27 protein-coding genes are annotated in these 23985 nt (G+C 71.3%); 13 read left to right on the forward strand and 14 right to left on the reverse strand.

Features of this window, described 5'->3' with window-relative positions; genetic code table 11:
- Position 1: 1 nt before the first annotated feature.
- Together ACYVO7_RS06040 and ACYVO7_RS06045 are read right to left on the reverse strand one after the other, a co-directional pair.
- Entirely contained in the window at positions 2 to 415 is a 414-nt protein-coding gene (locus ACYVO7_RS06040) for a type II toxin-antitoxin system VapC family toxin (RefSeq protein WP_460448925.1), read from the reverse strand.
- On the reverse strand, positions 415 to 669 hold the full coding sequence (locus tag ACYVO7_RS06045) for a type II toxin-antitoxin system VapB family antitoxin (RefSeq protein WP_460448926.1): 255 nt from the start codon (positions 667 to 669) through the stop codon (positions 415 to 417). The genes ACYVO7_RS06040 and ACYVO7_RS06045 overlap by 1 nt, the downstream gene beginning before the upstream one ends.
- Positions 670 to 784: 115 nt before the next feature.
- Between ACYVO7_RS06045 and ACYVO7_RS06050 the strand changes: the two genes are divergently transcribed.
- The 3 genes from ACYVO7_RS06050 to ACYVO7_RS06060 all read left to right on the forward strand — a co-directional run bounded on the left by ACYVO7_RS06050 (position 785) and on the right by ACYVO7_RS06060 (position 2815).
- Entirely contained in the window at positions 785 to 1357 is a 573-nt protein-coding gene (locus tag ACYVO7_RS06050) for a type 1 glutamine amidotransferase domain-containing protein (RefSeq protein WP_460448927.1), read from the forward strand.
- 82 nt (positions 1358 to 1439) lie between these two features.
- The gene (locus ACYVO7_RS06055; protein ID WP_460448928.1) at positions 1440 to 2306 is read left to right on the forward strand and encodes a 23S rRNA (adenine(2030)-N(6))-methyltransferase RlmJ; all 867 of its coding nucleotides are present in this window, start codon (positions 1440 to 1442) and stop codon (positions 2304 to 2306) included.
- A gap of 287 nt (positions 2307 to 2593) precedes the next feature.
- Positions 2594 to 2815 carry a cold-shock protein gene (locus ACYVO7_RS06060; RefSeq protein WP_406854464.1) on the forward strand — a complete coding sequence of 74 codons (222 nt, stop codon included), beginning with the start codon at positions 2594 to 2596 and terminating at the stop codon, positions 2813 to 2815.
- Positions 2816 to 2893: 78 nt separating this feature from the next.
- Here ACYVO7_RS06060 and ACYVO7_RS06065 read toward each other — a convergent pair whose 3' ends face one another.
- A complete protein-coding gene (locus tag ACYVO7_RS06065; RefSeq protein ID WP_460448929.1) occupies positions 2894 to 3661 on the reverse strand; it encodes an outer membrane protein in 768 nt (255 codons plus the stop codon).
- A gap of 297 nt (positions 3662 to 3958) precedes the next feature.
- Complete coding sequence (locus ACYVO7_RS06070) at positions 3959 to 4591, reverse strand: outer membrane protein (protein WP_460448930.1); 633 nt, start codon at positions 4589 to 4591, stop codon at positions 3959 to 3961.
- A gap of 314 nt (positions 4592 to 4905) precedes the next feature.
- Here ACYVO7_RS06070 and ACYVO7_RS06075 point away from each other — a divergent pair, with 314 nt between their 5' ends.
- Together ACYVO7_RS06075 and ACYVO7_RS06080 are read left to right on the forward strand one after the other, a co-directional pair.
- Entirely contained in the window at positions 4906 to 5766 is an 861-nt protein-coding gene (locus ACYVO7_RS06075) for a glycosyltransferase family 2 protein (RefSeq protein ID WP_460448931.1), read from the forward strand.
- Positions 5763 to 6500: an SDR family oxidoreductase gene (locus ACYVO7_RS06080; protein WP_460448932.1), complete on the forward strand. Its 738-nt coding sequence runs from the start codon at positions 5763 to 5765 to the stop codon at positions 6498 to 6500. The genes ACYVO7_RS06075 and ACYVO7_RS06080 overlap by 4 nt, the downstream gene beginning before the upstream one ends.
- Before the next feature lie 351 nt (positions 6501 to 6851).
- Here the strand turns inward: ACYVO7_RS06080 and ACYVO7_RS06085 are convergent, their stop codons facing one another.
- The 4 genes from ACYVO7_RS06085 to ACYVO7_RS06100 form a co-directional block, all read right to left on the reverse strand.
- Positions 6852 to 7661, reverse strand: coding sequence for a TetR/AcrR family transcriptional regulator (locus tag ACYVO7_RS06085; protein ID WP_460448933.1), 810 nt, complete (start codon positions 7659 to 7661; stop codon positions 6852 to 6854).
- 113 nt (positions 7662 to 7774) lie between these two features.
- Complete coding sequence (proC, locus tag ACYVO7_RS06090) at positions 7775 to 8626, reverse strand: pyrroline-5-carboxylate reductase (protein ID WP_460448934.1); 852 nt, start codon at positions 8624 to 8626, stop codon at positions 7775 to 7777.
- 86 nt (positions 8627 to 8712) lie between these two features.
- On the reverse strand, positions 8713 to 9216 hold the full coding sequence (locus ACYVO7_RS06095) for a type III secretion system chaperone family protein (RefSeq protein WP_406854471.1): 504 nt from the start codon (positions 9214 to 9216) through the stop codon (positions 8713 to 8715).
- 292 nt (positions 9217 to 9508) lie between these two features.
- Positions 9509 to 9784: an accessory factor UbiK family protein gene (locus ACYVO7_RS06100; RefSeq protein WP_460448935.1), complete on the reverse strand. Its 276-nt coding sequence runs from the start codon at positions 9782 to 9784 to the stop codon at positions 9509 to 9511.
- Between the two features lie 190 nt (positions 9785 to 9974).
- Between ACYVO7_RS06100 and lgt the strand changes: the two genes are divergently transcribed.
- Genes lgt through pgeF form a run of 3 tightly spaced genes read left to right on the forward strand, consistent with a single transcriptional unit; the run spans position 9975 to position 12727 of the window.
- Entirely contained in the window at positions 9975 to 10817 is an 843-nt protein-coding gene (gene lgt / locus ACYVO7_RS06105; protein ID WP_460448936.1) for a prolipoprotein diacylglyceryl transferase, read from the forward strand.
- Entirely contained in the window at positions 10814 to 11926 is a 1113-nt protein-coding gene (locus ACYVO7_RS06110; protein ID WP_460448937.1) for a class I SAM-dependent methyltransferase, read from the forward strand. The genes lgt and ACYVO7_RS06110 overlap by 4 nt, the downstream gene beginning before the upstream one ends.
- Positions 11927 to 11962: 36 nt before the next feature.
- Positions 11963 to 12727, forward strand: a complete 765-nt coding sequence (gene pgeF / locus ACYVO7_RS06115; RefSeq protein ID WP_460448938.1) for a peptidoglycan editing factor PgeF — start codon at positions 11963 to 11965, stop codon at positions 12725 to 12727.
- Positions 12728 to 12795: 68 nt separating this feature from the next.
- On the opposite strand, the gene ACYVO7_RS06120 is transcribed toward pgeF, so the two are convergent.
- Both ACYVO7_RS06120 and ACYVO7_RS06125 read right to left on the reverse strand, forming a co-directional pair.
- Entirely contained in the window at positions 12796 to 14610 is a 1815-nt protein-coding gene (locus tag ACYVO7_RS06120; protein WP_460448939.1) for a hypothetical protein, read from the reverse strand.
- Positions 14611 to 14730: 120 nt separating this feature from the next.
- Positions 14731 to 15618, reverse strand: coding sequence for a branched-chain amino acid aminotransferase (locus tag ACYVO7_RS06125; RefSeq protein WP_460448940.1), 888 nt, complete (start codon positions 15616 to 15618; stop codon positions 14731 to 14733).
- Between the two features lie 169 nt (positions 15619 to 15787).
- On the opposite strand from ACYVO7_RS06125, the gene ACYVO7_RS06130 reads away from it, so the two are divergent.
- Genes ACYVO7_RS06130 through ACYVO7_RS06140 form a run of 3 tightly spaced genes read left to right on the forward strand, consistent with a single transcriptional unit; the run spans position 15788 to position 18424 of the window.
- On the forward strand, positions 15788 to 16312 hold the full coding sequence (locus ACYVO7_RS06130; RefSeq protein ID WP_460448941.1) for a MarR family winged helix-turn-helix transcriptional regulator: 525 nt from the start codon (positions 15788 to 15790) through the stop codon (positions 16310 to 16312).
- Complete coding sequence (locus ACYVO7_RS06135; protein ID WP_460448942.1) at positions 16309 to 17031, forward strand: response regulator; 723 nt, start codon at positions 16309 to 16311, stop codon at positions 17029 to 17031. Before ACYVO7_RS06130 ends, ACYVO7_RS06135 begins: the two co-directional genes overlap by 4 nt.
- A gap of 46 nt (positions 17032 to 17077) precedes the next feature.
- A complete protein-coding gene (locus ACYVO7_RS06140; RefSeq protein WP_460449133.1) occupies positions 17078 to 18424 on the forward strand; it encodes an ATP-binding protein in 1347 nt (448 codons plus the stop codon).
- A gap of 31 nt (positions 18425 to 18455) precedes the next feature.
- Here ACYVO7_RS06140 and ACYVO7_RS06145 read toward each other — a convergent pair whose 3' ends face one another.
- From ACYVO7_RS06145 to uvrC, 4 genes are all read right to left on the reverse strand, one after another.
- Positions 18456 to 18923 (reverse strand): molybdenum cofactor biosynthesis protein MoaE, encoded by a 468-nt coding sequence (locus ACYVO7_RS06145; protein ID WP_460448943.1) that lies wholly within the window; start codon positions 18921 to 18923, stop codon positions 18456 to 18458.
- 1 nt (position 18924) lies between these two features.
- The gene (gene moaD, locus ACYVO7_RS06150; RefSeq protein WP_406854484.1) at positions 18925 to 19176 is read right to left on the reverse strand and encodes a molybdopterin converting factor subunit 1; all 252 of its coding nucleotides are present in this window, start codon (positions 19174 to 19176) and stop codon (positions 18925 to 18927) included.
- A 10-nt stretch (positions 19177 to 19186) separates the two neighbouring features.
- Positions 19187 to 19768: a CDP-diacylglycerol--glycerol-3-phosphate 3-phosphatidyltransferase gene (gene pgsA / locus ACYVO7_RS06155; protein WP_406854485.1), complete on the reverse strand. Its 582-nt coding sequence runs from the start codon at positions 19766 to 19768 to the stop codon at positions 19187 to 19189.
- Positions 19769 to 19876: 108 nt separating this feature from the next.
- Entirely contained in the window at positions 19877 to 21994 is a 2118-nt protein-coding gene (gene uvrC / locus ACYVO7_RS06160; protein ID WP_460448944.1) for an excinuclease ABC subunit UvrC, read from the reverse strand.
- Between the two features lie 222 nt (positions 21995 to 22216).
- Between uvrC and ACYVO7_RS06165 the strand changes: the two genes are divergently transcribed.
- Positions 22217 to 23368 carry a M24 family metallopeptidase gene (locus ACYVO7_RS06165; RefSeq protein WP_460448945.1) on the forward strand — a complete coding sequence of 384 codons (1152 nt, stop codon included), beginning with the start codon at positions 22217 to 22219 and terminating at the stop codon, positions 23366 to 23368.
- A gap of 47 nt (positions 23369 to 23415) precedes the next feature.
- Positions 23416 to 23976 carry a hypothetical protein gene (locus ACYVO7_RS06170; RefSeq protein ID WP_460448946.1) on the forward strand — a complete coding sequence of 187 codons (561 nt, stop codon included), beginning with the start codon at positions 23416 to 23418 and terminating at the stop codon, positions 23974 to 23976.
- Positions 23977 to 23985 lie beyond the last annotated feature (9 nt).

The following is a 23985-nucleotide window of genomic DNA, read 5'->3' on the forward strand; positions in this document are numbered from 1 at the left end:
GCTAAGGCGCGGCGGGAACGGTTTCGATGTCGGTGGACCGCAAGTGCCGGTCCATCGTCAGGAGAGAAGCGCCGGAGGCTTTGGCGAGAGCAAAATGGAAGCAGTCGAAGTTGCTCAGGCGGCGTTTGCCGATTCCGTGATCCTCGGCCACTCCGACCGCATAGGACAACACGGCCCTCAGGTCAGCGGCGTCGCGGAGCGCAATTCCGCGCTCGTCCAGCCAATCGACCACGACACGTTCCGCCTCCCGATAGGAGCAGTCCAACTGCCCGGGCGACGACAGCACGATGATCGACTCCCACGCGGCGAGGACCGAGGTCCAAGGCGAAACGGCTTCGAGAAGCGCAGTCTCGTAAGCCGTCGCCGTCTCCTCGCCGGCCATGATCGCGACGATCGCGCAGGCGTCGACGTACATCAATCGTCCCCGGTGAGGTCGTGGTCGAGCGCGTGAAAGGCGTCAGGCGTGACAGGCTGGCGATCCTTCCTGAACTTCAGCCCATGCTTTTCCAGGATCCGACGCGCGGTCTCGGAGGGCTTTTCGCGCCTGAGACGCTCCTGCAGCGCTTCACGGAGCGCCAGCACGACAGCGTCCGTGATGGTCCCGCCCTCGATCTCGGCCAGGCGGCGGGCCAGGACGTCGGCCTCGGGATTCCTGATGCTGAGCGTCATGTGTGGCCTCTAACGTGTGGCCAGCATCGTATAGCATCGTGCTGCGACAGAATACCCCGGAACCGCCCCCTCCCCTCCGCGTTGGCCCGGATCCCCATCGCAAACGGAGGTAGCCATGACCGATATCGGGCAGGCCAAGATTCTCATTCTCGCGACCGACGGCTTCGAGCAGTCGGAGCTTCTGAAGCCGCTGGAGCAGCTGAAGGCGGCCGGCGCCACCGTCCATGTGGTCTCGCCGGAGAAGACCATGAAGCCCGGCGAGATCCGCGGCTGGGACCAGACCGACTGGGGCCAGAGCGTCAAGGTCGACAAGACGCTGTCGCAGGTGAGCGCGGACGACTATGACGCCCTCGTGCTGCCGGGCGGCCAGATCAACCCGGACAAGCTGCGCATCGAGCCCCAGGCCGTGCAGCTGGTGAAGACCTTCTTCGACAGCGGCAAGGTGGTGGCCGCCGTCTGCCATGGCCCGTGGCTGCTGGTCGAGGCCGGCGTCGCCAAGGGCCGCACCGTCACGTCCTGGCCGTCGGTGAAGACCGACCTCAAGAACGCCGGCGCGACCTGGGTCGACCAGCAGGTGGTCGTCGACAAGGGGCTGATCACTAGCCGCAAGCCCGACGATCTCGACGCCTTCGTGGCCAAGATCATCGAGGAGGTGAAGGAAGGCCGGCACGAGCGCCGCGCCGCCTGAGGCAGGCTCCCCAGACAGACCGCCGGGGAGGGCCAGGCGCCCTCCCCGTTGACCCGCGGCCCGAAACGCCCTTCATGGCCGCATGAATTACCGCCACGCCTTCCATGCCGGAAACTTCGCCGACGTGCTCAAGCACGCCGTGCTGGCCCGCATCCTCGTCCATCTCGCCCAGAAGCCCGCGCCCTTCCGGGTCATCGACACGCATGCGGGGATCGGCCGCTACGATCTCGCCGGACCGCTCGCCGAGCGCACCGGCGAGTGGCGCGACGGGATCGGCCGGCTGGAGGCCCGGCCCCTGGCGGGCGAAGCCGCCGCCCTGCTCGAGCCCTATTGGCGGGCCGTGCGCGAGACGCGCGCCTTCCACGGTCCCACCGCCTATCCGGGATCGCCGCTGATCGCGGCGGCGCTGACCCGGGCGCAGGACCGGCTGGTCTTCATCGAGAAGCACCCCGAGGACGTGCGGCGCCTGACCCAGGCGCTGGACGGCGACAAGCGGGCGAAAGTGATCGAACTCGACGGCTGGACCGCGCTGAACGCCTATGTGCCGCCGGTGGAGAAGCGCGGGCTCGTGCTCATCGACCCGCCTTTCGAGGAGCCCGGCGAGTATGAGCGCCTGGCCGAGCGCCTCGCCAAGGCCTGGGCCAAGTGGCGGACGGGGACCTACCTGGCCTGGTTCCCGGTGAAGGACGTCCGCCAGCGCGACGCCTTCTACGAGGCGGTGAGCGACAGCGGCGTCGCCAAGACGCTGCGCATCGAGATGCTGCGCGAGCCCGCCAACGACCCCGCCGTGCTGGCGGGCTCGGGCCTTCTCGTCGTCAACCCGCCCTGGACCCTCGAAGCCGAGATGCAGACCCTGGGACCGCCGCTCGCACGGCTGCTGGCGCGCAAGGGCGACGGGCTGTTTCGCTGCGACTGGCTGGTCGAAGAGGGTCGTGCGGCGCGCGACTGAAGCACATCGCACGGGCGCTGAAGGCTATACAGCATTTCCAACAGACTAATCCGTTCGACATAGGACCGAGACGGAAGATCCTGGCGATTTCGTCTTGAAACGTTGCCTGAGTTGACGGACATTTTACATGCGTTCGAGTGGGGCGAGAGAATAAAGCTGTTGGCGCGACTACGCCGGCCCGCCATGCGCGCGCCAGCCGATCGACGCCGCCCTTCGCACCCGTTCGGCGCCGGGCGTAACGGCGCGCGCGAGGGCGCGCGCGGCGACCCGAAAGGGAGCGAACCAGCATGACGCAGCAGGGCGTGGTGAAATTCTTCAACACAGAGAAGGGCTACGGCTTCATCAAGCCGGACGATGGCGGACGCGACATCTTCGTCCATGTCACGGCGGTGTCCCGGGCGGGACTGCCGTCGCTCGACCAGGGCCAGAAGGTCTCCTACGAGATCGAGCCCGACAAGAAGGGCAAGGGCCCCAAGGCCGTGAACCTGACGGTCCTGGCGCACGCCTGAGCCTCGACGCAAAAAGGCCCGGCGGGTTGAGCGCCGGGCCTTGCGCATCGCTGCGGGGCGAGGCCCCGCGCGCGACGCCTAGAACTTGTAGTTCAGGCCGGCGCGGACGATGTCGCCGTCCACCTTGGCCTTCGAGCCGACCGTGAAGGCTCCGACGGGGCCGGAGCCCACGAGGGCGGTCTTCTGGTCGCCGAGATTGTAGTAGAGATACTCGATCTTGGTGGTCAGGTTGTTGGTGAAGGCGTATTCGACGCCGGCGCCCACCGCATAGCCGACCGCCGTGTCGGACTTGGAGCCCGCCCAGGCCGCGCCGGTGTTGAGCGAGGCCGCCGTGCTGCTCTTCACGTTCCCGAAGGCCAGGCCGCCGGTGCCGTAGACGAGCGCGCGGTCGAACGCGAAGCCCGCGCGGGCGCGGGCCGTGCCCAGCCAGTCGGTCTTGGACTCGGTGGAGACCGAGGACGTCAGGACGCCCGAGGATCCGACGAAGCTCTGGCGCTTGCCCGAGCCCAGATAGTTCACGTCGCCCTCGACGCCGAGCACCATCGAGCCGATCTGGTGGTTGTAGCCGGCCTGGGCGCCGCCCGTGAACGAGCCCTTGTCGTCCTTCAGGCGGGCCGGAAAGAGGCCCGCCGGCGACGCGCCCGAATACAGGAAGGTCGTGCGGTTCTCGCCGAAGCGGTAGCCGGCGTTCGCGCCGACATAGAAGCCCGTCCAGGTGAAGACCGGCGCATAGACGACCGGCATGGGCGCGGGAGCGCTGCGGCGGCCGGGCAGGTCGGCGGCGAAGGCGACGCCGGACGCGGAAACGAGCAGCGCGGCGGCGCCGAGGGACAGAATGGACTTCATCGGTATGCTCCTGGAGGGGGCGGGGCGACTGGCCCCGCCATTGACGCGACGCCCGCGGGCCGGCGAAACGCCAGCACGCCTGAAATGAGCGTCAGCAGATGGGAAGCGATCCGGGGAGGATCGCGGGATCGTTGAAGGATGATCCAGCAGCGGTATCGCTGGAGATCATGGCCGCATTGCGATGACAATCAGCGCTTTTGGCGTCCTTCGAACATGATGTCCGGCCCGAAAGGGCCAGACGGCGCGGCGGGAATAGCCGCCGCACAACCTGGAATACTGTGGGTCACGCTCTACAATTCAGAACTTGTAGTTCGCGCCCGCGCGAATGACGTTGATGCTGTTGTCGACCTTAACGGGGCCGAGCAGCGGCCCCGGATATTCGGCGTCGCCGAGGCCGTAATGGAGGTACTCGGCCCGCACGGTGACGCTGGGCGCCATCATCATCTCCGCGCCGCCGCCCACCACATAGCCGCTGCGCGTGCTGCTGGCCTTGCCGCCGAGCGCCTTGATCTCGGTGGCCGCCATGGCCACGCCGCCGGTGAGGTAGGGCATGATGTTGCCGGCCGCGTAGCCCAGCCGGGCGCGGCCGCTGACCAGCCATTTCTGGCGGGTCTTCTCGCTGAAGCTGGTGTTGCTGACGCCGGAGACGCTGGCGTCCGCCTCGACGCCCGCCACCACCGGGCCGGCCTGGAGGTTGTACCCGACCTGCCCGCCGGCCACCATTCCGGAGGTGCTGGCCGGGCCGGCCTTGCCGAATCCGCCGCCGGCATGCGCGCCGGCGTAGAGCCCGCCCCAGTTGGCGACGGGAGCGGAGTAGCCCGTGCTGGCGTAGGGATCGGAGCGCGACGGCAGGTCGGCGGCCTGGAGCCGCCCGTTGACCGAAACGGTCAGCAGCATCGCGACGGGAACGATCATGCGCACAATGGACATCGAAAGAACCTCGTACTCGCGGCCGAACCCGCGGCCGACTTGAGAAGAAGCAATACGTCAGGCGCCCGTTAGTGTTAATCGAAGCCGCAAAACAGCGTCAATTTTGAATGAATGTCTCGAGATCGCGTTTACGCCGTCTTAGGACGGGTGAACAAAAACTTAAGATTTCCGGGTCCGAACCTCACGAAAGCCCGCCGGGCCTCCCCGGCGCGGCGGGCCCGATGCGGCCCGCGCGGGGCCCGCGGCCACGCCTTCCCGGGCCGGCCGGCGGCGGGCCTTGTTCCGGGGCGCCGGACGTGGCAAGGCCAGTCGCGATGAGCGCCACCAAGCCCCCCTTGTCCGTCTTCATCATCGCCAAGAACGAGGCCGACCGCATCGGCCGCACGATCGAGGCGGTGCGGAGCATCAGCGACGACGTGATCGTCATCGACAGCCTGTCGACCGACGGCACGCAGGCGGTCGCCGCCGCGCGCGGCGCGCGGGTGGTCGAGCACCCCTTCGAGGGCTACGGCCCGCAGAAGCGCTTCGGCGAGACGCTGTGCCGGCACGACTGGATGCTCAATGTCGACGCCGACGAGGTCGTACCGGAGGATCTCGCCCAGGAGATCCGGGCGCTCTTCGACGGCGGCGGCCCCGGCGCCGACGCCTACCGGATCCGGATCGCCGAGATCTTCCCCGGCGAGGGCCGGCCTCACCGCTTCGCCTATGCGCTCGCCCCGGTGCGGCTCTACCGCAAGGACAAGGGCACCTATTCGGTCTCGCCGGTGCATGACCGGGTGGATCTGGTCCCCGGCGCGACGGTGCGCAAGCTGCGCGGCACGATCCACCACTTCTCGGTGCGCTCGCTGGGCGACCAGATGGCCAAACTGAACCGCTACACCGACGCGCTCGTAGACGACCTTGCGGCGCGGGGCGAGACCATCAGCGTGTTCAGGCTGGTGGCCGAGTTCCCGGCCAATTTCGTCAAGGCCTATCTGGGCCGCCGTCACTTCCTGCGCGGCGCCTACGGATTCATGACCGCCATGAACTTCGCCTTCTACCGCTATCTGCGGGTCGCCAAGCACATCGAGCTGCGCCGCCGCGAGAAGGCGCTGCGCCAGGCGGGCGACGCGCGCGCGGACGTCGCCGGCGCAGGTCCCGCCGGCAAGGACGCCGCCGGGAACGGGCCGGCGTGACCCGGCCGGCCGCGCTGGTCACGGGCGGCGCCAAGCGCATCGGGGCCGCCATCGTGCGGCGGCTGGCGGAAGCCGGCTATGACGTCGCCATCCACTGCCGGGGGTCGCGCGCGGAGGCGCAGGAGCTCGCCGCCTCGCTGGGCCCCGGGCCGCGGGTCGCCATCGTGGCGGGCGACCTCGCCGACCTCGACGACGTGGAGCGCCTGGTGCCGGAGGCCCATGCGGCGATCGGGCCGCTGTCGCTCCTGGTCAACAGCGCCTCGCTGTTCGACGACGACCGCCTCGACCGGCTCGACCGGGAGCTGTGGGACCGGCACTTCGCCGTGAACCTGCGCGCTCCGGCCTTCCTGGCGAGCGCCTTCGCCCGGCAGGCGCCGGAGGGGGCGTCGATCGTCAACCTGCTGGACCAGCGGGTGGAGCGGCTGAACCCGACCTTCTTCTCCTACACGCTGACCAAGGCGGCCCTGCACGCCGCCACCACCACGATGGCGCAGGCGCTGGCGCCCGCCATCCGGGTCAACGCGGTCTCGCCCGGCCCCACCTTGGCCAACGACCACGACGGCCAGAACGGCCTCGCTCACGAGATCGCCAACGTGCCCCTGCGCCGCGGGGTTGACCCCTTAGAGATCGCCGACGCGGTGCTCTACCTCGCCGCCGCCCGCAGCGTCACCGGCCAGACCCTCGCCGTCGACGCCGGCCAGCGCCTCGGCTGGCGCACCCCCGACATCGCCTGACCCGCCGGCGCCCGGCCAGGCTGAGCAAAGCCCCCTCCAACCCCCTCATCCTTCGAGATGCCTCGCTGCGCGAGGCTCCTCAGGATGAGGGGGGGGTGGTTGGACCGAGATGGTTCAAGCGCCAGGGCGAGCAGTCAGGCTCGCACCCCAAAACCCCCGCACTCCCCTCACCCTGAGGAGCAGGCCCGCTTTGGGCCTGCGTCTCGTAGGACGAGGGCTCCAGCAAGCTGAACCGGCGGAGCGCCCTGGAGGCCCTCGTCCTTCGAGACGCCTCGCCGCGCGAGGCTCCTCAGGATGAGGGGGTGGGTGGTTGGACCGAGCCGCTCGCCGCAAAAGGGCGGGTCCGGCTCGTTAGATGGCGGCGGCGCCGGCTTCGTCCTCGGGGTAGTCCCGGTCGCGCGAGGCGCGGGGGCGTTCGCGGAAGCGGCGGCGGCCGTCGGCGACGCGCTCCAGGACGGCGCGGAACGGGGCGGCGAGGCGGCAGAGGTCGCCGATCCCCCGCATCACATTGGCTCCGCGCCGCAGTTCCCGGTCCAGCGTCGCCATGGTGCGGGCCAGCCCGGGATCGTCGTCGTCGAGCCAGGTCTCCAGCGTGCGGGCCCAGACCAGCACCGCGCCCTGCACGCGCACCGCGCCGAGCGCGTCGCTGGTGTCGATGCCGGCCGCGGCCAGCATGAAGCGCATGGAGTTGACGGCGAGCTGGTTCATGGCGGCCAGCGACAGCGGGTCGCGGCGCATCGCGGGCGAGATCCGGCGCAGCGCGTCGCGATAGGGCGTCAGCGCGTCGATGCGGCGCATGAGCACGTCGAAGAGACGCTCCTTCATGCTCTCGTCGGCCAGGTCCTCGGTCGAGACCTCCAGCACGGCCTTGTCGATGCGGCGGGACAGGCCCGCCAGGATCGCGCCCTTGGACGGGAAGGCGTCGCGGAACTCCGCCAGGGTCACGTCGGCGCGCGCGGCGATCTCCGGGATCTCGATCTCGTCCCAGTCGCGCTCGGCGGCGAGCGCCATCAGGGCATCGATGATGCGGTCGCGCGGCGCCCCGGAGGGCGCGGCGGGCGGCGGCGCGGAGGACCCTGCGGTCGCGCCGGATGCGCCGGCCTCGCCCGGATAGCCGTCGTCGGCTCCGGGGGTGCGCTTGCGGTTCGGTTGCTTGGCCATCGGGCTGCTCCGGGAGGTGCGTGTCTCCCGAAGATAGGGTGCCGGGGCCGCTTTGGCCAACGGCGGAACGCCGCGCCCCGGACGGCCCGACCTGAGCCGGCGGACGGCGCGGCTCAGCCGCTCAGCTCTTCGGCCCGCTTGCGCGCCGCCGCGACCGCCCGGTCCATCAGCGGCGCGAGGCCGTCCGGCGCGGCCAGCACGGCGAGCGCCGCGGCCGTGGTGCCGCCGGGCGAGGTGACGTTCTCGCGCAGCGTCCCGGGCGTCAGGTCGGAGCGGTGCAGGAGCTCCCCGGCGCCCTCCACGGTGGCGCGCGCCAGCCGCTCGGCGAGATCGGGCGGCAGCCCCTGCGCCGCCCCGGCGCGGGCCAGGCACTCCACCAGGTGGAACACATAGGCCGGGCCGGAGCCGGACACCGCCGTGACGGCGTCGATCAGCTCCTCGCTCTCCACCCATTCGACCAGCCCGACGCCCGACAGCAGCGCGTTGGCGATCTCGCGCTGCCGGTCCGAGACCTCCGGCGTCCCGGAGCAGCCGGTCACGCCGCGCTGCACGGAGGCGGGCAGGTTCGGCATGGCGCGGATGGCCGCGCGGGCGCGCGGCAGGCGCGAGCGCAGGTCGGCCAGCGTCTTGCCGGCCAGGATGGAGATGACGAGCGTGTCGGGTCCGGCGAGATCCGTCAGGTCGCTCGCCGCGTCGTCCAGCATCTGCGGCTTGATGCCCAGCACCAGCGCCTCGGGCTCGCTCACCTGCGAGAGCGGCGGGTTCAGGGTGACGTCGTGGCGCTCGCAGAACGAGACGAGGCCCACATGCACGTGCGGATCCAGCACCGTGATGCGCTCGCCCGGAAGTCCGGTCCGGATCCAGCCCTCGAGCAGGGCGCCGCCCATCTTGCCGCAGCCCACCAGCACGAGAGAGGACGGAAGCCGCGACGGATCCTTTCGGGCCAAATCCTGGGACGTCGACATGGCGCTGCCTCGATGCGCGGCCCGCGGGGCCGAAGGCTCCTTTATGGCGTCAGCCCGCCGGCGCTGTCGAGAGCCGCCGCAACCCGTCAGGCGTGCCCGACGGTCTCGAACATCGCGCCTTCCATCGCCTCGCGCGGGGTCTTGCCCGCCCAGAGCACGAACTGGAACGCCTGATAGTAGCGGTCGCACGCTTCCGTGGCGACCTTGAGGAGGGTCTCGCACTGGCGCCCGTTCGGCTCCGCGCCGCCGGCGAGCAGCAGCGAATGGCGGAACATCACGACGTCGTCATTGGCCCAAAGGTCGAAATGGCCGACCCAAAGCTGCTCGTTGATGAGGGAGATCAGCTCCAGCATCTCGCCGCGGCGGCGCGACGGCACCTTGAGGTCGAACGCGCAGGCGACGTGAAGCGCCTCCAGCTCGTCCAGCCAGGTGAAGGCGATGTGGTAGTCGCACCAGCTTCCGCCTACCGAAACGGAGATCTCGTTCACGTCGGCCCGGTCGAACGACCACTCGTGGACGCTGGCGAGGCGCTCCACGATGTCGAGCGGATGCTCGTTGCGTTCGACTGCTTCTAGTTCCATGGCGGACATGCCGTTCCCCGGCTCGCGTGGCGACACCTGTTACGCGCTCGAACGCCATTCGGCGAAACTGACGCGGCCGTGGGCGCCGCGGGGCGCCGGGACCTTTCGCCAGGGATGCCGGATCGCCCGGAAGAGTTTGAACAACCCTCTGGAATCGAACCGCGAATCACCCCTTGTTTCGACGATACAGCGTGCGAGTCACGACGCACAACGAGCGAGTTGGACCCTCGTGGATTCTGACCCCCGGCACAATTCGCGCGGCCGGTCTGTCCACAACCGATGCAGCGCGCCGGCCGATCAATCAGAGTTCGGCGGCTGCATCGCCCGAGGTCGCCCCGGCGAGCCTCGCCTCCAGGGCGGCGACGCGGGCGGCCAGGCGCTCGTTCTCGTCGCGGGCCAGGACGGCCATCTCGCGCACGGCCTCGAACTCCTCGCGGGTGACCACGTCCATGTCGCGGATGAAGCGCTCGAACTGGGCCTTCACGACCCCTTCCGCCTCGCGCCGGACGCCCTGCGCCATGCCGGCGGCGTCCGTGAAGAGGCGCGCCATGTCGTCGAGTATGCGGTTCTGGGCCATGTCGGTTCTCCTCTGGGCGCGGATCGGGAGCGCAGGTCGAAGCGCCGCCCCTTCCGCCCACATGGGTTCGCCTCGCCGCCGGCTCAATAGCACGCCGGACCGGCGCGCGCAGCATTCGGCCGCGCTTGACGCGGCGTGCGCCTCCGGCCCATTCAGGCGCTCCGCGGCGACGCCGCGTCCGGAGCCGGCGATGCCCCTCTTCGCGATCCCGTTCCCCGTGATCGACCCCGTGCTGTTCAGCGTCGGGCCGCTGGCCATCCGCTGGTACGCGCTGGCCTATGTGGCGGGCCTGGTGCTCGGCTGGCTCGTCATGCGGCGGCTCTGCGCCGCGGACGGCCTCTGGGCCGCCAGCCAGAAGCGCCCGACCGTGGAGGACCTCGACGACCTCCTGGTCTACGCCGCGCTCGGCGTCGTCCTCGGCGGCCGCATCGGCCACGTGCTGTTCTACGGCTGGCCCTATTACAGCCAGAACCCGCTCGAGATCCTGCAGGTCTGGCGCGGCGGCATGGCCTTCCACGGCGGCCTGATCGGCGTCCTGGCCGCGATCCTGATCTTCGCCCGCCGCAAGGGGCTGTCGGCCCTTACAGTGTTCGACCTGTTCGCCGTGGTGGCCCCGATCGGCCTGTTCTTCGGGCGGCTCGCCAACTTCATCAACCAGGAGCTCTGGGGCCGGCCGACCGACGTGCCCTGGGCCTTCGTGTTCCCCCGCGCCGACGACCTGCCGCGCCATCCGAGCCAGCTCTATGAGGCCGGCGCGGAGGGCCTGCTGCTGCTCGTCGTCATGGCGCTGGTCGTCCGCCGCGTCGGCTTTCGCCGGCCGGGTCTGCCGGCGGGCGTGTTCGCGGTCGGCTACGCGCTGGCCCGCAGCTTCTGCGAGATGTACCGCCAGCCGGACGAGAGCGAGTTCATCAACGCCTGGTTCACCATGGGGATGGCGCTCTCCCTGCCGATGCTGCTCGCCGGGCTCGCGCTGATCTGGCGCGCGCTGCGCCGGCCCCGGCTCGCGCCCGCCGCGGGCCGCCCCGCGCCATGACGCCGCTCGGCCGCCGCCTGGCCGCCGAGATCGCCGCGGCGGGGCCGATCAGCGTCGCCCGCTACATGGCGGCGTGCCTGGGCGACCCGCTGCACGGCTATTACGCGACGCGCGACCCCTTCGGCCCCCAGGGCGACTTCGTCACCGCGCCCGAAATCTCGCAGATGTTCGGCGAGCTCATCGGGCTGTGGTGCGCGGAGGCGTGGATGCGCCTGGGTTCGCCCCCCGTCCTGCGGCTGGTGGAGCTGGGGCCGGGCCGCGGCACGCTGATGGCTGACGCTCTGCGCGCCGCCCGGGCGCTGCCGCCCTTCCGCGCCGCGCTCGACGTCCGGCTAGTCGAGACGAGCCCGACGCTGCGCGCGCGGCAGGAGGCGGCGCTGGCGGGCGCGGGCGTCCCGGTCGCGTGGGCGTCGGACGTGGACGAGGTCCCGGCCGGCCCCGCCCTCGTCATCGCCAACGAGTTCTTGGACGCCTTGCCGATCCGCCAGTTCGTCAAGGCCCAGGACGGCTGGCGCGAGCGCCTCGTCGGCCTGGCGGAGGGCGACCCCGCCGCGCTGCGCTTCGGCCTCGCGCCCGAGCCGGAGCCGATGCTCGCCGACGCGCCGGGGGAGCCCGGGGCGGTGCTGGAGGTCGGCGAGGCCGGGCTCGACATCGCCCGGCGCCTCGCCGAACGCTTCGCCGCGACCGGCGGGGCGGCGCTGGCGATCGACTACGGCCATGTCCGGCCGGGCTTCGGCGACACCCTGCAGGCCGTCCACGGCCACGCCTATGCGGACCCGCTGGCCGAGCCGGGCGAGGCAGACCTCACCGCCCATGTCGATTTCGCGGCCCTCGGGCGCGTCGCCCGGACGGCGGGCGCGGTCGTGCACGGGCCCGTGACGCAGGGCGCGTTCCTGCGCGGCCTCGGCCTGGCGGAGCGCGCCGCGGCGCTGAAGCGCGGCGCCGCTCCGCCCGTCGCCGCCGCCGTGGACACCGCGGCCGCCCGGCTCGCCGACGGCGGGGACGGCATGGGCGAGTTGTTCAAGGTCCTGGCGTTCGGCTCGGCGGGGATGGGCGCCCTGCCCGGCTTCGGCCTCCCCGGAATTGACACAGGCGGCCCGCATCCCTGAGCGTCGCTCCGCAGCCCCTCGAATCGGAACCCGCGCATGATGATTCGCTCCGACGACCTCGACATGCCCGGCGTCGCGCACGCCTTCTTCACCCGGCAGGGCGGCGTCTCCGGCGGAATCTACGCCAGCCTCAATGGCGGCATTGGGTCGAACGACGACAAGGCCGCCATCGCGGAGAACCGGCGCCGCATGGCGCAGGCGCTGGGCGTCGCGCCCGAGAACCTCGTCAACGTGCACCAGGTGCACTCGCCGGACGTGCTGGTCGCCGAAGGTCCCTGGCCCGGCGACCGCCCCAAGGCGGACGGGCTGGTCACCCGCACGCCCGGCGTCGCCCTGGCGATCTCGACGGCCGATTGCGGGCCGGTGCTGTTCGCCGATCCGCAGGCCAGGGTGGTCGGCGGCTGCCATTCGGGCTGGAAGGGCGCCTTCACGGGCGTGCTGGAGACGACGCTGGAGCGCATGGAGGAGCTGGGCGCCGACCGGCGCAACGTGGTCGCCGTGCTGGGCCCGATGATTTCGGCCGCCGCCTATGAGGTGGGGCCGGAATTCGTCGGCCGCTTCCATGAGCAGGACCCCGACAATGCGCGCTTCTTCCAGCCGAGCGCGCGCGACGGCCACGCCATGTTCGACCTGCCGGCCTATATCGCGGCGCGGCTCGACGCCGCCGGGGTCGGCCGCTTCGTCGACCTGAAGCTCTGCACCTATGCGGACGAGGAGCGCTTCTACAGCTACCGCCGCAACACCCATCGCGGCGCCCCCGACTATGGCCGCCTGATCTCAGCCATCGCGCTCACGGACTAGGGCGCTCCGGGGGTTCAGCCTTCTGGAGCCCTCGTGCTTCGAGACGCAGGCCCGAGGGGGCCTGCTCCTCAGGATGAGGGCAGCGGAGGGGGGCTAGGATGCGCGGCGCGGTGCAGCAGCGCGGCGAGGGCGCGCCGGCGGCGTCGCGCGAGGGCGCGGAGGCGCCCCTCTTCCTCCGGCCAGCCGGCATGGGCGGCGGCCGCCATCTCGGCCGCGCCCAGGTGGAAGGCCGCGTAGCAGGGCGCCAGGAAGTCCACGAGCTCCGGATCGACCGGCCGGCCCGCCGCCGCCCCCGTGCGCTGGATCAGCCGGGCGACGGCCGGAGCGTCGAGGCCGAACTCGACCGCGGCGCCGGCCACGTCCCACGCGACGTCCTGCGGGCCGACGAGGTCGTGCGAGAAGGCGTGGTCGAGCGCGTCCGTCTTCAGGAAGGCGCCGTCGGGCGCGACAAGCCATTCCGGCGCCATCAGCCGGTTGTCGGTGATCACCGGAACGACGCGACGCTGCAGCATGACGGCGCGATCGCGGTATGGCGCCGTGGCGCCGTGCGCCTCCTCGCCGAAGGCCTCGGCGGCGTTGACGGCGAGCATGTGGGCGAGACCGGCCAGCGACGCCCCGAGCGGGACCGCTCCCCCGGCGGGATCGGCCGGAAAGGCCCGCGCCCGGAACCCGAGATAGTCGGCGAGCCTGTCCCGGAAGCGCGCGCCCTGGAGCGCCTCCTCCGGCGCCGGCCGCGCGTCGTCGCGCCAGCGCTCGACCAGGAAGCCGTGGCGCCAGCCGGCCGGGGCGGGGGTGAAGCCGGCCTCGGCGAGGCGCTCGGCCCGGCCCAGAGCCGAGGCGCCGAGCCGGTCGAGTCCGCTGAACTTCACCAGCCAGCGCCGGCCGCCGGACGACGCCAAAAATTTCAGCCGCTCCTGCCCGGCGTTGACGGCGGGCCAGCCCGTTTCGGAGGGACCGCGCTGGACCGCGCGCCAGCCGCCGCCCGAGATCTCCCGCAGCGGGCCGTCGAGAGGCCCGACGACGCTCTCGGCCCAGCCCTGCAGCCCGCGCCGCGGATCGTCCGCGCGCAGGACGAGGTTTTCGAACGGGACGTGCAGCCGCCGCAGGCGCCGCCACTGCGCGCGGTGGCGCGGATCGGCCTGCGGGCCGGGCTCGCCCGCATGGCTCGGCAGGAGCGCGATGCGCTCCGGCGCCGCGCCACGGTCGAGCAGCCAGTCCGCCACGCCGCCGAAGGAGCTGCCGGAGAGGCCCGGCCCCTCGTCCGCGATGGCGAAGCGGGCGCCGGCCGGCGCGGCGCGCAGCCGCGGCCCGGGCTCGGCCTTGCGCCGGAAGGGATCGCCGCCCGGCCGGACCGTGTGGACCGTCGCCGCGCCCTCCCCGGCCGCCTCGGCGCCAGCCGCCGCCATGGCGGCGAGCCCGGTCCCGATGCTGCGCAGGCCGATGACGTGCAACGGCTCGCGCCCGGCGAGCGCCCGCGCGGCGACCCCGTAGGCCTCCGGATAGAGCGCATAGAACGCATAGCCTTCCGGGCGCTTGCAGCGCAGCGGCCCTGCCGGCGCCCCGGCCGGCAGACCGGGCCAGTCCTGCGGCGGCGGCCGGGTCTCGAAACCGCTCTCCCAGGAGGCCAGCAGCGCACGCGCCATGTCCCGCAAGGCGTCCATGACGAGCAGGGAGGCCGGGCCGGGCCCGTCCGCGCCGGCCGCCTCGGCCTCGGCGTCGGCCAGCCCCTGCGCCAGCTCGCCCGCCGCGATGAAGGCCTGCGCGAGGCCGGAATGGCGCGAGAGCGGCTCGGCCTCGCCGCAGGCCCGTCGCCAGGCGAGCCGGACCTCCGACCATTCGGCGACGGGGTCCGCCGCCCTGACCGCATCGCCATAGACCAGCACGCGCCATCTCCGCCGCGGCCCGCGCCGCGCCCGACAACGCGTGAAGGCCGGAGCGGTTACGCCCCGGCCTTCGAGTCTTCCAGGAAGTGCGGGCCCGAAGGCCCGCGGTCCGGTTCGGCCTCAGGCGGCCTTGGCCTTGGGCTGCACCTCGGCCGCGTAGTCTTCGACCATGGCGCGGCTGAGGGCGCCGGGCGTGTAGCGGTTGGGGCCCACCTCGGAGACGGGCGTCACCTCCGCGCCCGTGCCGCAGATGAAGCACTCGTCGAAGGAGGCGAGCTCCTCCGGCATGATCCGGCGCTCGACCACCTCGATCCCGCGCCGCTTGGCGAGGTCGATGACGGTGCGGCGGGTGATGCCGTCCAGGAAGCAGTCCGCGATCGGGGTGTGCAGCGCGCCGTCCTTGGCGAAGAACACGTTGGCCCCGGTGCATTCGGCGACCCTGCCCTGCCAGTCCAGCATGAGCGCGTCGGCGTAGCCCTTCTTCTCCGCGCGATGCTTGGAGATGGTGCAGATCATGTAGAGGCCGGCCGCCTTGGAGTGGCACGGCGCGGTCATCGGGTCGGGGCGGCGATAGTCGGCGATGTCGAGGCGGATGCCCTTCATCTTCTGCGCGAGGTCGAACATCGAGGGCCAGTCCCAGACCGCGACGGCGACGTTGATGGTCGAGTTCTGCGCCGCGACGGCCATCATCTCGCTGCCGCGCCACGCCACCGGGCGCACATAGCAGTTCGCGAAGCCGTTCTTGGCGACGACCTGCGCCTTGATGGCGTCGAGCTCGGCCACCGAATACGGGATCGTGAAGTCCAGGATCTCGGCCGACTTGTGGAAGCGCTCGGAATGCTCCGTCGACTTGAAGATCCGGCCGCCATAGGCCCGCTCGCCCTCGAACACGCAGGACGCGTAGTGCAGGCCGTGCGAGAGTACGTGCAGCTTGGCGTCCGCCCAGGGCACGAACTGGCCGTTGAACCAGATGACGCCTTCGCGCTGATCGAACGGGATGACGGACATGGATGTTCTCCTTGGGATGCACGGCCCTGGATGGTCGCGGTCCGGTCAGGAACGCTCGTCGGAGCGCCTCCTGCGGTTCTTTCCTTTCGCCGCGAGGGCTTGACGAGTAACAATCAAGCTGGGATATGTCAACATCACTGACGTAATCAGCCCGGGGCGCCCCCACGCGATGCAGACAGCCCTCGAAACGCGCAGCCAGGCCGGGACGGATCATACTCCCGATCGGCCCCTGTATGACCTGATCGAGCTCCTGTTTTTCGCCTATCGCGATTTCGTCGGCGATCCCGACCGCACGCTGGAGCAGTACGGCTTCGGCCGCGCGCATCACCGCGTGCTGCATTTCGTCGACCGCAATCCCGGCCTCACCATCGCGGCGCTGCTGGACATTCTGAAGATCACCAAGCAGAGCCTCAACCGCGTGCTCAAGGAGCTGCTCGAGAAAGGCTATGTCGAGCAGCGCGCCGGCAAGTCCGACCGGCGCCAGCGGCTGCTCTTCCCCACCCCGCGCGGACGCGCCCTGGCGCTCGACCTCGCCCGCATGCAGACGCGGCGCATCGCCCGCGCGCTGGAGGAGAGCGGCCCGGGCTCGGACGCCGCCGCCCGGCGCTTCCTCGCCGCCATGGTGGAGCCGGCCGAGCGTCCCACGGTGGCGCGCCTCGCCCATGACGACGCGGAACTCGGGGGCTCGTCGTGAACGCCTCGCGGTCCGCCGCGGCCCCGCCGGACGACGCCCCCCACATCCTCGTCGTGGACGACGACCGGCGCCTGCGCGATCTCCTGGGCCGCTTCCTCTCCGAGCACGGCTATCGCGTCACGACGGCGCAGGATTCGGCCGAGGCGCGGGCGCGCATCGCCAATTTCCTGTTCGACGGCTACGTGCTGGACGTGATGATGCCGGGCGAGAACGGCTTCGAGCTCGCCCGCTGGGTGCGCGAGACATCCTCCGTGCCGATCCTGATGCTGACCGCGCGCGCCGACGCCAAGGACCGGGTCAAGGGCCTCGAGATCGGGGCGGACGATTACCTGCCCAAGCCCTTCGAGCCGCGCGAGCTGCTGCTGCGGCTGAAGAACATCATCCGGCGCACGACGCCCGCGGCCGCCCCGGCCCCGGGCGCGTCCCAGGAGGTGGTGCGGTTCGGCCCGTTCACCTTCCGGCTGGATCGCGGCGAATTGCGGCAGGGCGACGAGATCGTCCGCATCACCGACCGCGAGCGCGAGATGCTCACCGTGCTGGCCTCGCGCCCCGGCGACACCGTGCCGCGGGAGGACCTCGCCGGCTCGGGCGAGGTCTCCAACGAGCGCACCGTGGACGTGCAGATCAACCGGTTGAGGCGTAAGATCGAGGCGGATCCGGCCAACCCGCTGCTGCTGCAGACGGTGCGCGGCATGGGCTACCGGCTTTTCCTGGATTGAGCCCTCGCGCGTGAAACTCGGCAGCGGACTCCAGACCAGCACTGTCCTGCGGCCGCCCGTGGCGGCCTATCACCGGCTGAGCCGCTGGTTCGGCAAGCGGATGCCCAAGGGGCTGTTCGCCCGGGCGCTGATCATCATCATCGCCCCGATGGTGATCCTGCAGTCGGTGCTGGCATACGCCTTCATGGAGCGCCACTGGCAGACGGTGACGCGGCGGCTGTCGGCGGCGGTGACGCAGGACATCGCCGCCATCATCGACATGGCCGAGAGCTACCCGCAGGACAAGGACTACGAGACGCTGAGCCGCATCGCCAGCGACCGCCTGGGCCTCGACGTGGAGATGCTGCCGCCCGGCCCACTGCCCCCGCCGGCGCCCAAGCCGTTCTTCTCGATCCTGGACAGCACCCTCTCGCGCGAGATCCGCACGCAGATCGGCCGGCCCTACTGGATCGACACGGTGGGGCGCTCCAACATCATCGAGGTGCGGGTCCAGCTCGACAGCGGCGTGCTGCGGGTGCTGACGCGCCGCTCGCAGGCTTATGCGTCCAACTCGCACATCTTCCTGATGTGGATGCTGGGCACCTCGATGGTCCTGCTCAGCATCGCGGTGCTCTTCCTGCGCAACCAGATCCGCCCCATCCTCAAGCTCGCGGCGGCGGCCGAGAGCTTCGGCAAGGGCCGCGACATCGAGTTCCGGCCGCGCGGCGCCCGCGAGGTCCGGCAGGCCGGCCACGCCTTCATCGAGATGCGACGGCGCATCGAGCGCGCCTTCGAACAGCGCACCGCCATGCTGAACGGCGTCAGCCACGACCTGCGCACCATCCTGACCCGGTTCAAGCTGTCGCTGGCCCTCATGGATGAGGACACGCCCGAGCTGGAGCCGCTGAAGAAGGACGTCGACGAGATGAGCCGCATGCTGGAGGCCTATCTGGCCTTCGCGCGCGGCGACGCCGGCGAGCATTCGGCCGCCATCGACATGGGCGCGCTCCTGGAGGACCTGAAGACCGACGCCGAGCGCCAGGGCCACGCCACGCAGGTGTCGATCAGCGGCGACCCGGTCGCCACCGTGCGCCCCGACGCGTTCAAGCGCTGCTTGGCCAATCTGGTGAACAACGCCGTCCGCCACGGCGACCGCATCGCCATCTCGGCCGCCCGCGACCCGCGCTGGCTCACCATCACGGTCGACGACGACGGCCCCGGCGTGCCGGCCGACCAGCGCGAGGAGGTGTTCAAGCCCTTCGTGCGGCTCGACGAGGCCCGCAACGTCGACGAGGGCGGCACCGGCCTCGGCCTCGCCATCGCCCGCGACATCGCCCGCTCGCATGGCGGCGACGTGACGCTGGGCGAAAGCCCGCTCGGCGGCCTGCGGGCGATGGTGCGGGTGCCGGTGTAGGGCGAGCGGACCGCGGTCCGGAAGCCCCCCCTCACCACCGATCGGCGGCGGCGTCGTCGGCGGCCTTGGCTTCGACCCAGTCGCCGGCGGAGCCGTCGGCGTGGTGCTCCTTCTTCCAGAAGGGCGCCCGGGTCTTGAGGTAGTCCATCAGGAACTCAGCCGCCTCGAAGGCCGCGGTGCGGTGCGCGGCGGCGGTGACGACGAGCACGATCGGCTCGCCCGGCGCGATGCGTCCGTGCCGGTGGATCGCGGCGACGCCCTGCAGCGGCCAGCGCGCCAGGGCGGCATCGACCACGCGGGCGATCTCCTCCTCGGCCATGCCGGGATAATGCTCGAGCTCCAGCGCCGCGAGCTTGCCGCCCTCGGCGCGGCACAGGCCCGAAAACGTCACCAAGGCGCCGATGTCGGTCCGCCCCGCGGCGATCCGGTCGATCTCGGCCGCGGCGTCGAACGGCTCGGCCTGGATCCTCACCGTGACCGGGACCGGGGCGCCGCCCATCTCAGCCGCCCGTCATGGGAGGAAAGAACGCGATCTCCTGCGCGCCGGCGAGCTCCGCCGTCGGCTTCACGTGGCGCCGGTCGATGGCGGCGCGCACCACGCTGGGGTTCTCGAAGGCGTGGGCGTATTCCTCGCCCCGGCCCGCCAGCCATCCGGCGAGGTCGGCCACCGTGCGGACCTCGGCGGGAAGGTCGAGCGTCTCCTCGGCCTTGCCGATCCGCTCCCGGACCCAGGCGAAATACACGATCTTCATCGCCCGTCCCTCACGCGCCGTGGTCCACGATGTGGTGGATGCCGGCGCGGAAATAGTCGTAGCCGGTGTAGAGCGTCAGGATCGCCGAGATCCACAGGAGCCCGAGCCCGATCTTGACCGTGCCGGGCAGCACGTGCTCGCCGGCCGGCCCGGCCAGCAGGAACCCGATCGCGATCAATTGAAGCGTGGTCTTCCACTTGGCCACCGTCGAGACGGGGACGCTGACGCGCAGCTCCGCCAGATATTCCCGCAGGCCCGAGACGAGAATCTCGCGCGACAGGATCACGATGGCGGCCCAGATCGCCCAGCTGTTGATCGTGCGGTCGGCCACCAGCATGAGCAGCGTGGCGGAGACCAGCAGCTTGTCGGCGATCGGGTCCAGCATCCGGCCCAGCGTGGACTGCTGCTGCCAGGCGCGCGCCAGGTAGCCGTCGAAGAAATCCGTGATGGCGGCGACCGCGAACACCGCCAGCGCCGCCCAGCGCATCCAGAACTCTTCGGGCCAGAACATGCACGCGACCACCACCGGGACCGCGACGACGCGTCCATAGGTCAGCACGTTGGGTAGATTGAGGGGGTTTGCCCGCCGCATATTGCTCGCCAGGGTCATGCGCAGCCGAGGAAACATGCCGGAGGGAGGGGCGTCAACCGGCGCGCCCGCGCATTCGACGGCGTCACGGTCGATCGCCGGGGCGCCATCTCAACTCCGGCTCTCGTGGAAGTAGTCGTACACCGCCCGGGCGGTCGCGGCGTTGACGCCCGGGGCGGTCGCCAGATCCTCCAGCGAGGCCCGGGCGATCGCCTTGGCGGTGCCGAAATGCAGCAGCAGCGCCCGCTTGCGGGCGGGCCCGATGCCGGAGATCTCGTCCAGCGGGCTCTTGGTGAATTCGCGCTTGCGCTTGGCCCGGTGCGTGCCGATGGCGAAGCGGTGCGCCTCGTCGCGCAGGCGCTGCACGAAATAGAGCGCCGGATCGCGCGGCGCGAGCTTGAACGGCTCCCGGCCCGGGACGAAGAAGGTCTCGCGGCCGGCGTCGCGGTCCGGCCCCTTGGCGACGCCGACGAGCGGCACGCCGGACAGGCCGATCTCCTCCAGGGTCTGGCGCGCGGCGTCGAGCTGCCCGCGGCCGCCGTCGACCAGCACGAGATCCGGCCAGGCCGGCATCTCGCCCGCGTCGCGCTCGCCCGCGTCTGTGGCCGAGGGTCCGCCCGGTCCGGGGGCCGGGGCGGCGTCGCGCGGGCTCTCCTTCATCAGGCGCGAGAACCGGCGCTTCAGCACCTCGCGCATCATGCCGTAGTCGTCGCCCGGGGTGAGCTCCTCCGAGCGGATGTTGAAGGTGCGGTAATGCGCCTTCGAGAAGCCCATCGCCCCGGCCACGATCATGCCGCCCACCGCGTTCGTGCCCATGATGTGCGAGTTGTCGTAGACCTCGATCCGCCGCGGCGGGCGCGGCAGCGCGAAGGCCTCCGCGAGCGCGCCCAGCAGCTTGTGCTGCGACGACGTGTCCGCCAGCCGCCGGCCGAGCGCCTCGCGGGCGTTCTTGGCCGCGTGCTCGACGAGGTCGCGCTTCTCGCCGCGCTTGGGGGTCGACACCTCGACCCGCCGCCCGGCGCTGGTGGAGAGCGCCTCCTCCAGCAGCGCGCGCTCCTCGATGTCGTGCGACAGCAGCACCAGCCGGGCCGGCGGCTTGTCGTCGTAGAACTGGGCGATGAAGGCGGCCAGCACCTCGGCGGCGGGCGTCGACTTGTCGGCCTTGGGGAAGTAGTCGCGGTTCCCCCAGTTCTGGAAGTTGCGGAAGAAGAACACCTCGACGCAGAACTGCCCGGCCTCCTCGTGAAGCGCGAAGACGTCCGCCTCCTCGGTGTTCTGGGGGTTGATGTCCTGCGAGCCCTGGATCGCCGACAGCGCCGCGAGCCGGTCGCGGTACCGGGCCGCGCGCTCGAACTCCAGCTCGTCGGAGGCCTTCTGCATGTCGGCGGCGAGCTGCGCCTTCACGCCCTTGCTCTTGCCGCGCAGGAAGTCGCGCGTCTGCGCCGCCAGCCTGGCGTATTCGACATGGCCGATCTCGCCCGTGCACGGGCCGGAGCAGCGCTTGATCTGGTGCAGCAGGCAGGGACGGGTGCGGTTCTCGTAATAGCTGTCCGAGCAGCTGCGCAGCAGGAAGGCGCGCTGCAGGGCGTTGAGCGTGCGGTTCACCGCCCAGACGCTGGCGAAGGGGCCGAAATAGTCGCCCGGACGGTTGCGCGCGCCGCGGTGCTTGGTGATCTGCGGCGATACGTGGTCGCCCGTGAGCAGGATGTAGGGGAAGGACTTGTCGTCGCGCAGCAGCACGTTGAAGCGCGGCTTCAGCTGCTTGATGAGGTTGGCCTCCAGCAGCAGCGCCTCGGTCTCGGTCTGGGTGGTGACGAACTCCATCCGGGCCGTCTCGGCGATCACCCGCAGGATGCGGGTGGAGTGGCCGACGCCCCGCGCATAGCTGGCGACGCGCTTCTTCAGGCTGCGCGCCTTGCCCACATAGAGGACGCCGCCCTCCGCATCGATCATGCGGTAGACGCCAGGCCCGTTGGGCAGCGTCTTCCAGAAGGCGCGGATCACCTCCACGCCGGCCTTCACGCGCGAATTCGCGCCCGGCAGGTCGAAGTCGAGCTCGGCGCCCTGCGCCTGCTCCTCGGCCTCGGCCTCGGGCTCGATGTCCTGGCCGTCGAGGTCGTCGTCCTCGAGCTCGACCAGGCTGCGGTCGGCGAACTCGTCGAATGTGTCCTGGGGCGCGTCCTGCGTCCCGTCGGACGCGGGCCGACTCGTGCGGGGTCCGGATGTCATGGGCCAGATGTAGGACGAACGGACGTTGGAAAAAAGGAGCGAGCGGTCCATCACCGCCGACACGGCTCTCCGTCCGGGTCGACTGTTTGCCTCGCGCCCAGGACGGCCGGGCCGCCTGAGCGTCTCCCTCCACGCTTCATGGACGGCGCCCGCCCGGCGGCCTATAGGGCTCAGGCGGGCGCGGGCGTTGGCGCGGCGCGCCGCCAGACTGGAGAACCGCCCGTGGCCCTGCACTTCACCTCCGACGAATTCGACGCCCGGCGCCGCCGGTTCCTCGCCGCGCTGGCCGAGCGCAGGCTCGACGGCGCGCTCCTGTTCGCCCAGGAGAGCATGTACTGGCTGACGGGCTACGACACCTTCGGCTTCTGCTTCTTCCAGTGCCTCTATGTGGGCGCGGACGGCCGCATGGCGCTGCTGACGCGCTCCGCCGACCTCAGGCAGGCGCAACATACGTCCACGATCCGCGACATCCGGATCTGGCGCGACGGGCGCGACGCCGATCCGGCCGCCGACGCCGTCGCCATGCTGCGAGACCTCGCCGCGGCCGGCAAGCGCATCGGCGTGGAGTTCGACAGCTACGGCCTCACGCACGCCAACGGCCGCCGGCTGGAGGCCGCCTTCGCGGGCGTCGCCGAGCTGGTCGACGCCTCCGACGTCATGCCGCGCCTGCGCGCGGTGAAGTCCGCGGCCGAGATCGCCTATGTGCGCCAGGCCGCCGCCCTGTCGGACGCCGCCGACCGGGCCGCCCTGTCGGCGATCCGCGCCGGCGCCGACGAGGGCCATGTCCTGGCCGCCCAGCACGCGGCCGTCTTCGAGGGCGGCGGCGACTATCCGGGCAACGAGTTCATCATCGGCTCCGGCCGCGACGCGCTGCTGTGCCGCTACAAGGCGGGACGCCGGACGCTGGACACGCGGGACCAGATCACGCTGGAGTTCGCCGGCGTCTACCGCCACTACCACGCCGCCGTGATGCGCACGGTCGTGGTCGGCGAGCCCCGGCCGCTGCACCTCGCCTATCACGCGGCGGCGCGCGACGCGCTCCTGGCCTGCGAGGCCGCCCTGAAGCCCGGCGCGACCGCCGGCGAGGTCTTCGCCGCCCACGCCCGGGTGTTCGACGAGCACGGCCTCTCCTCGCACCGGCTGAACGCCTGCGGCTACTCGCTGGGCGCGAAGTTCACCCCGTCCTGGATGGATTGGCCGATGTTCTACGCCGGCAATGACTGGGTGATCGAGCCCGGCATGGTCATGTTCGCCCACATGATCCTCATGGACTCCGACACCGAGACGGCCATGTGCCTCGGCCGCACCTATTTGGTGGGGGACAAGCGGGCCGAAGCCCTCAATTGCGGCGATCTGGACCTCCAGCTTCGCTAGGGTTAAAAGATCCATAACGAGTCCGCTGAAGCGGGCCGGGAGGGGTCATGCGGTCAGGGCACGGGTCACACGCGTTTCGGCGCGTCGGCGTTTGGGCGTCGGCTCTCGCGGCCGTGGCGCTCCTGGGCGGATGTCAGACGTCCGACCTCTCGACGGCCCGCTACGAGGCCCCCGGCGTGCCGGTCGCGCTCGGCGACGTGGAGGGCGCCCCGGAGGCCATCAAGGCCCGCGTCTCCGCCGAGATCGCCACGCAGGCCAGCGCGCGCCGCATCGAGATCGTCGAGGCCGCCAGCCAGCCCCGTTACCGCCTGAAGGGCTACCTCACCGCCTACCCCACCGAAACCGGCGACACCGCGCTGAGCTTCGTCTGGGACGTGTTCGATTCCTCGAACCAGCGCGCCCGGCGCGTCACCACCACCACGGTGGCCAGCGGCCAGGGCGAGGACCCCTGGTCGAAGATCGGCGAGACCCAGATCGCCAAGACCGCGTCCCAGAGCATGAACCAGGTCGCCGCTTTCCTGTCGGCCTCCGGCGCCTCGGGCGCGGGCGCCCCGGCCGGCGACTCCGCCCCGCCGACGCGCGCCCTGGGCTTCACCGCGACGCCCTGACGCCGGGTC

The sequence above is a fragment of the Alsobacter sp. SYSU BS001988 genome, assembly GCF_054796215.1.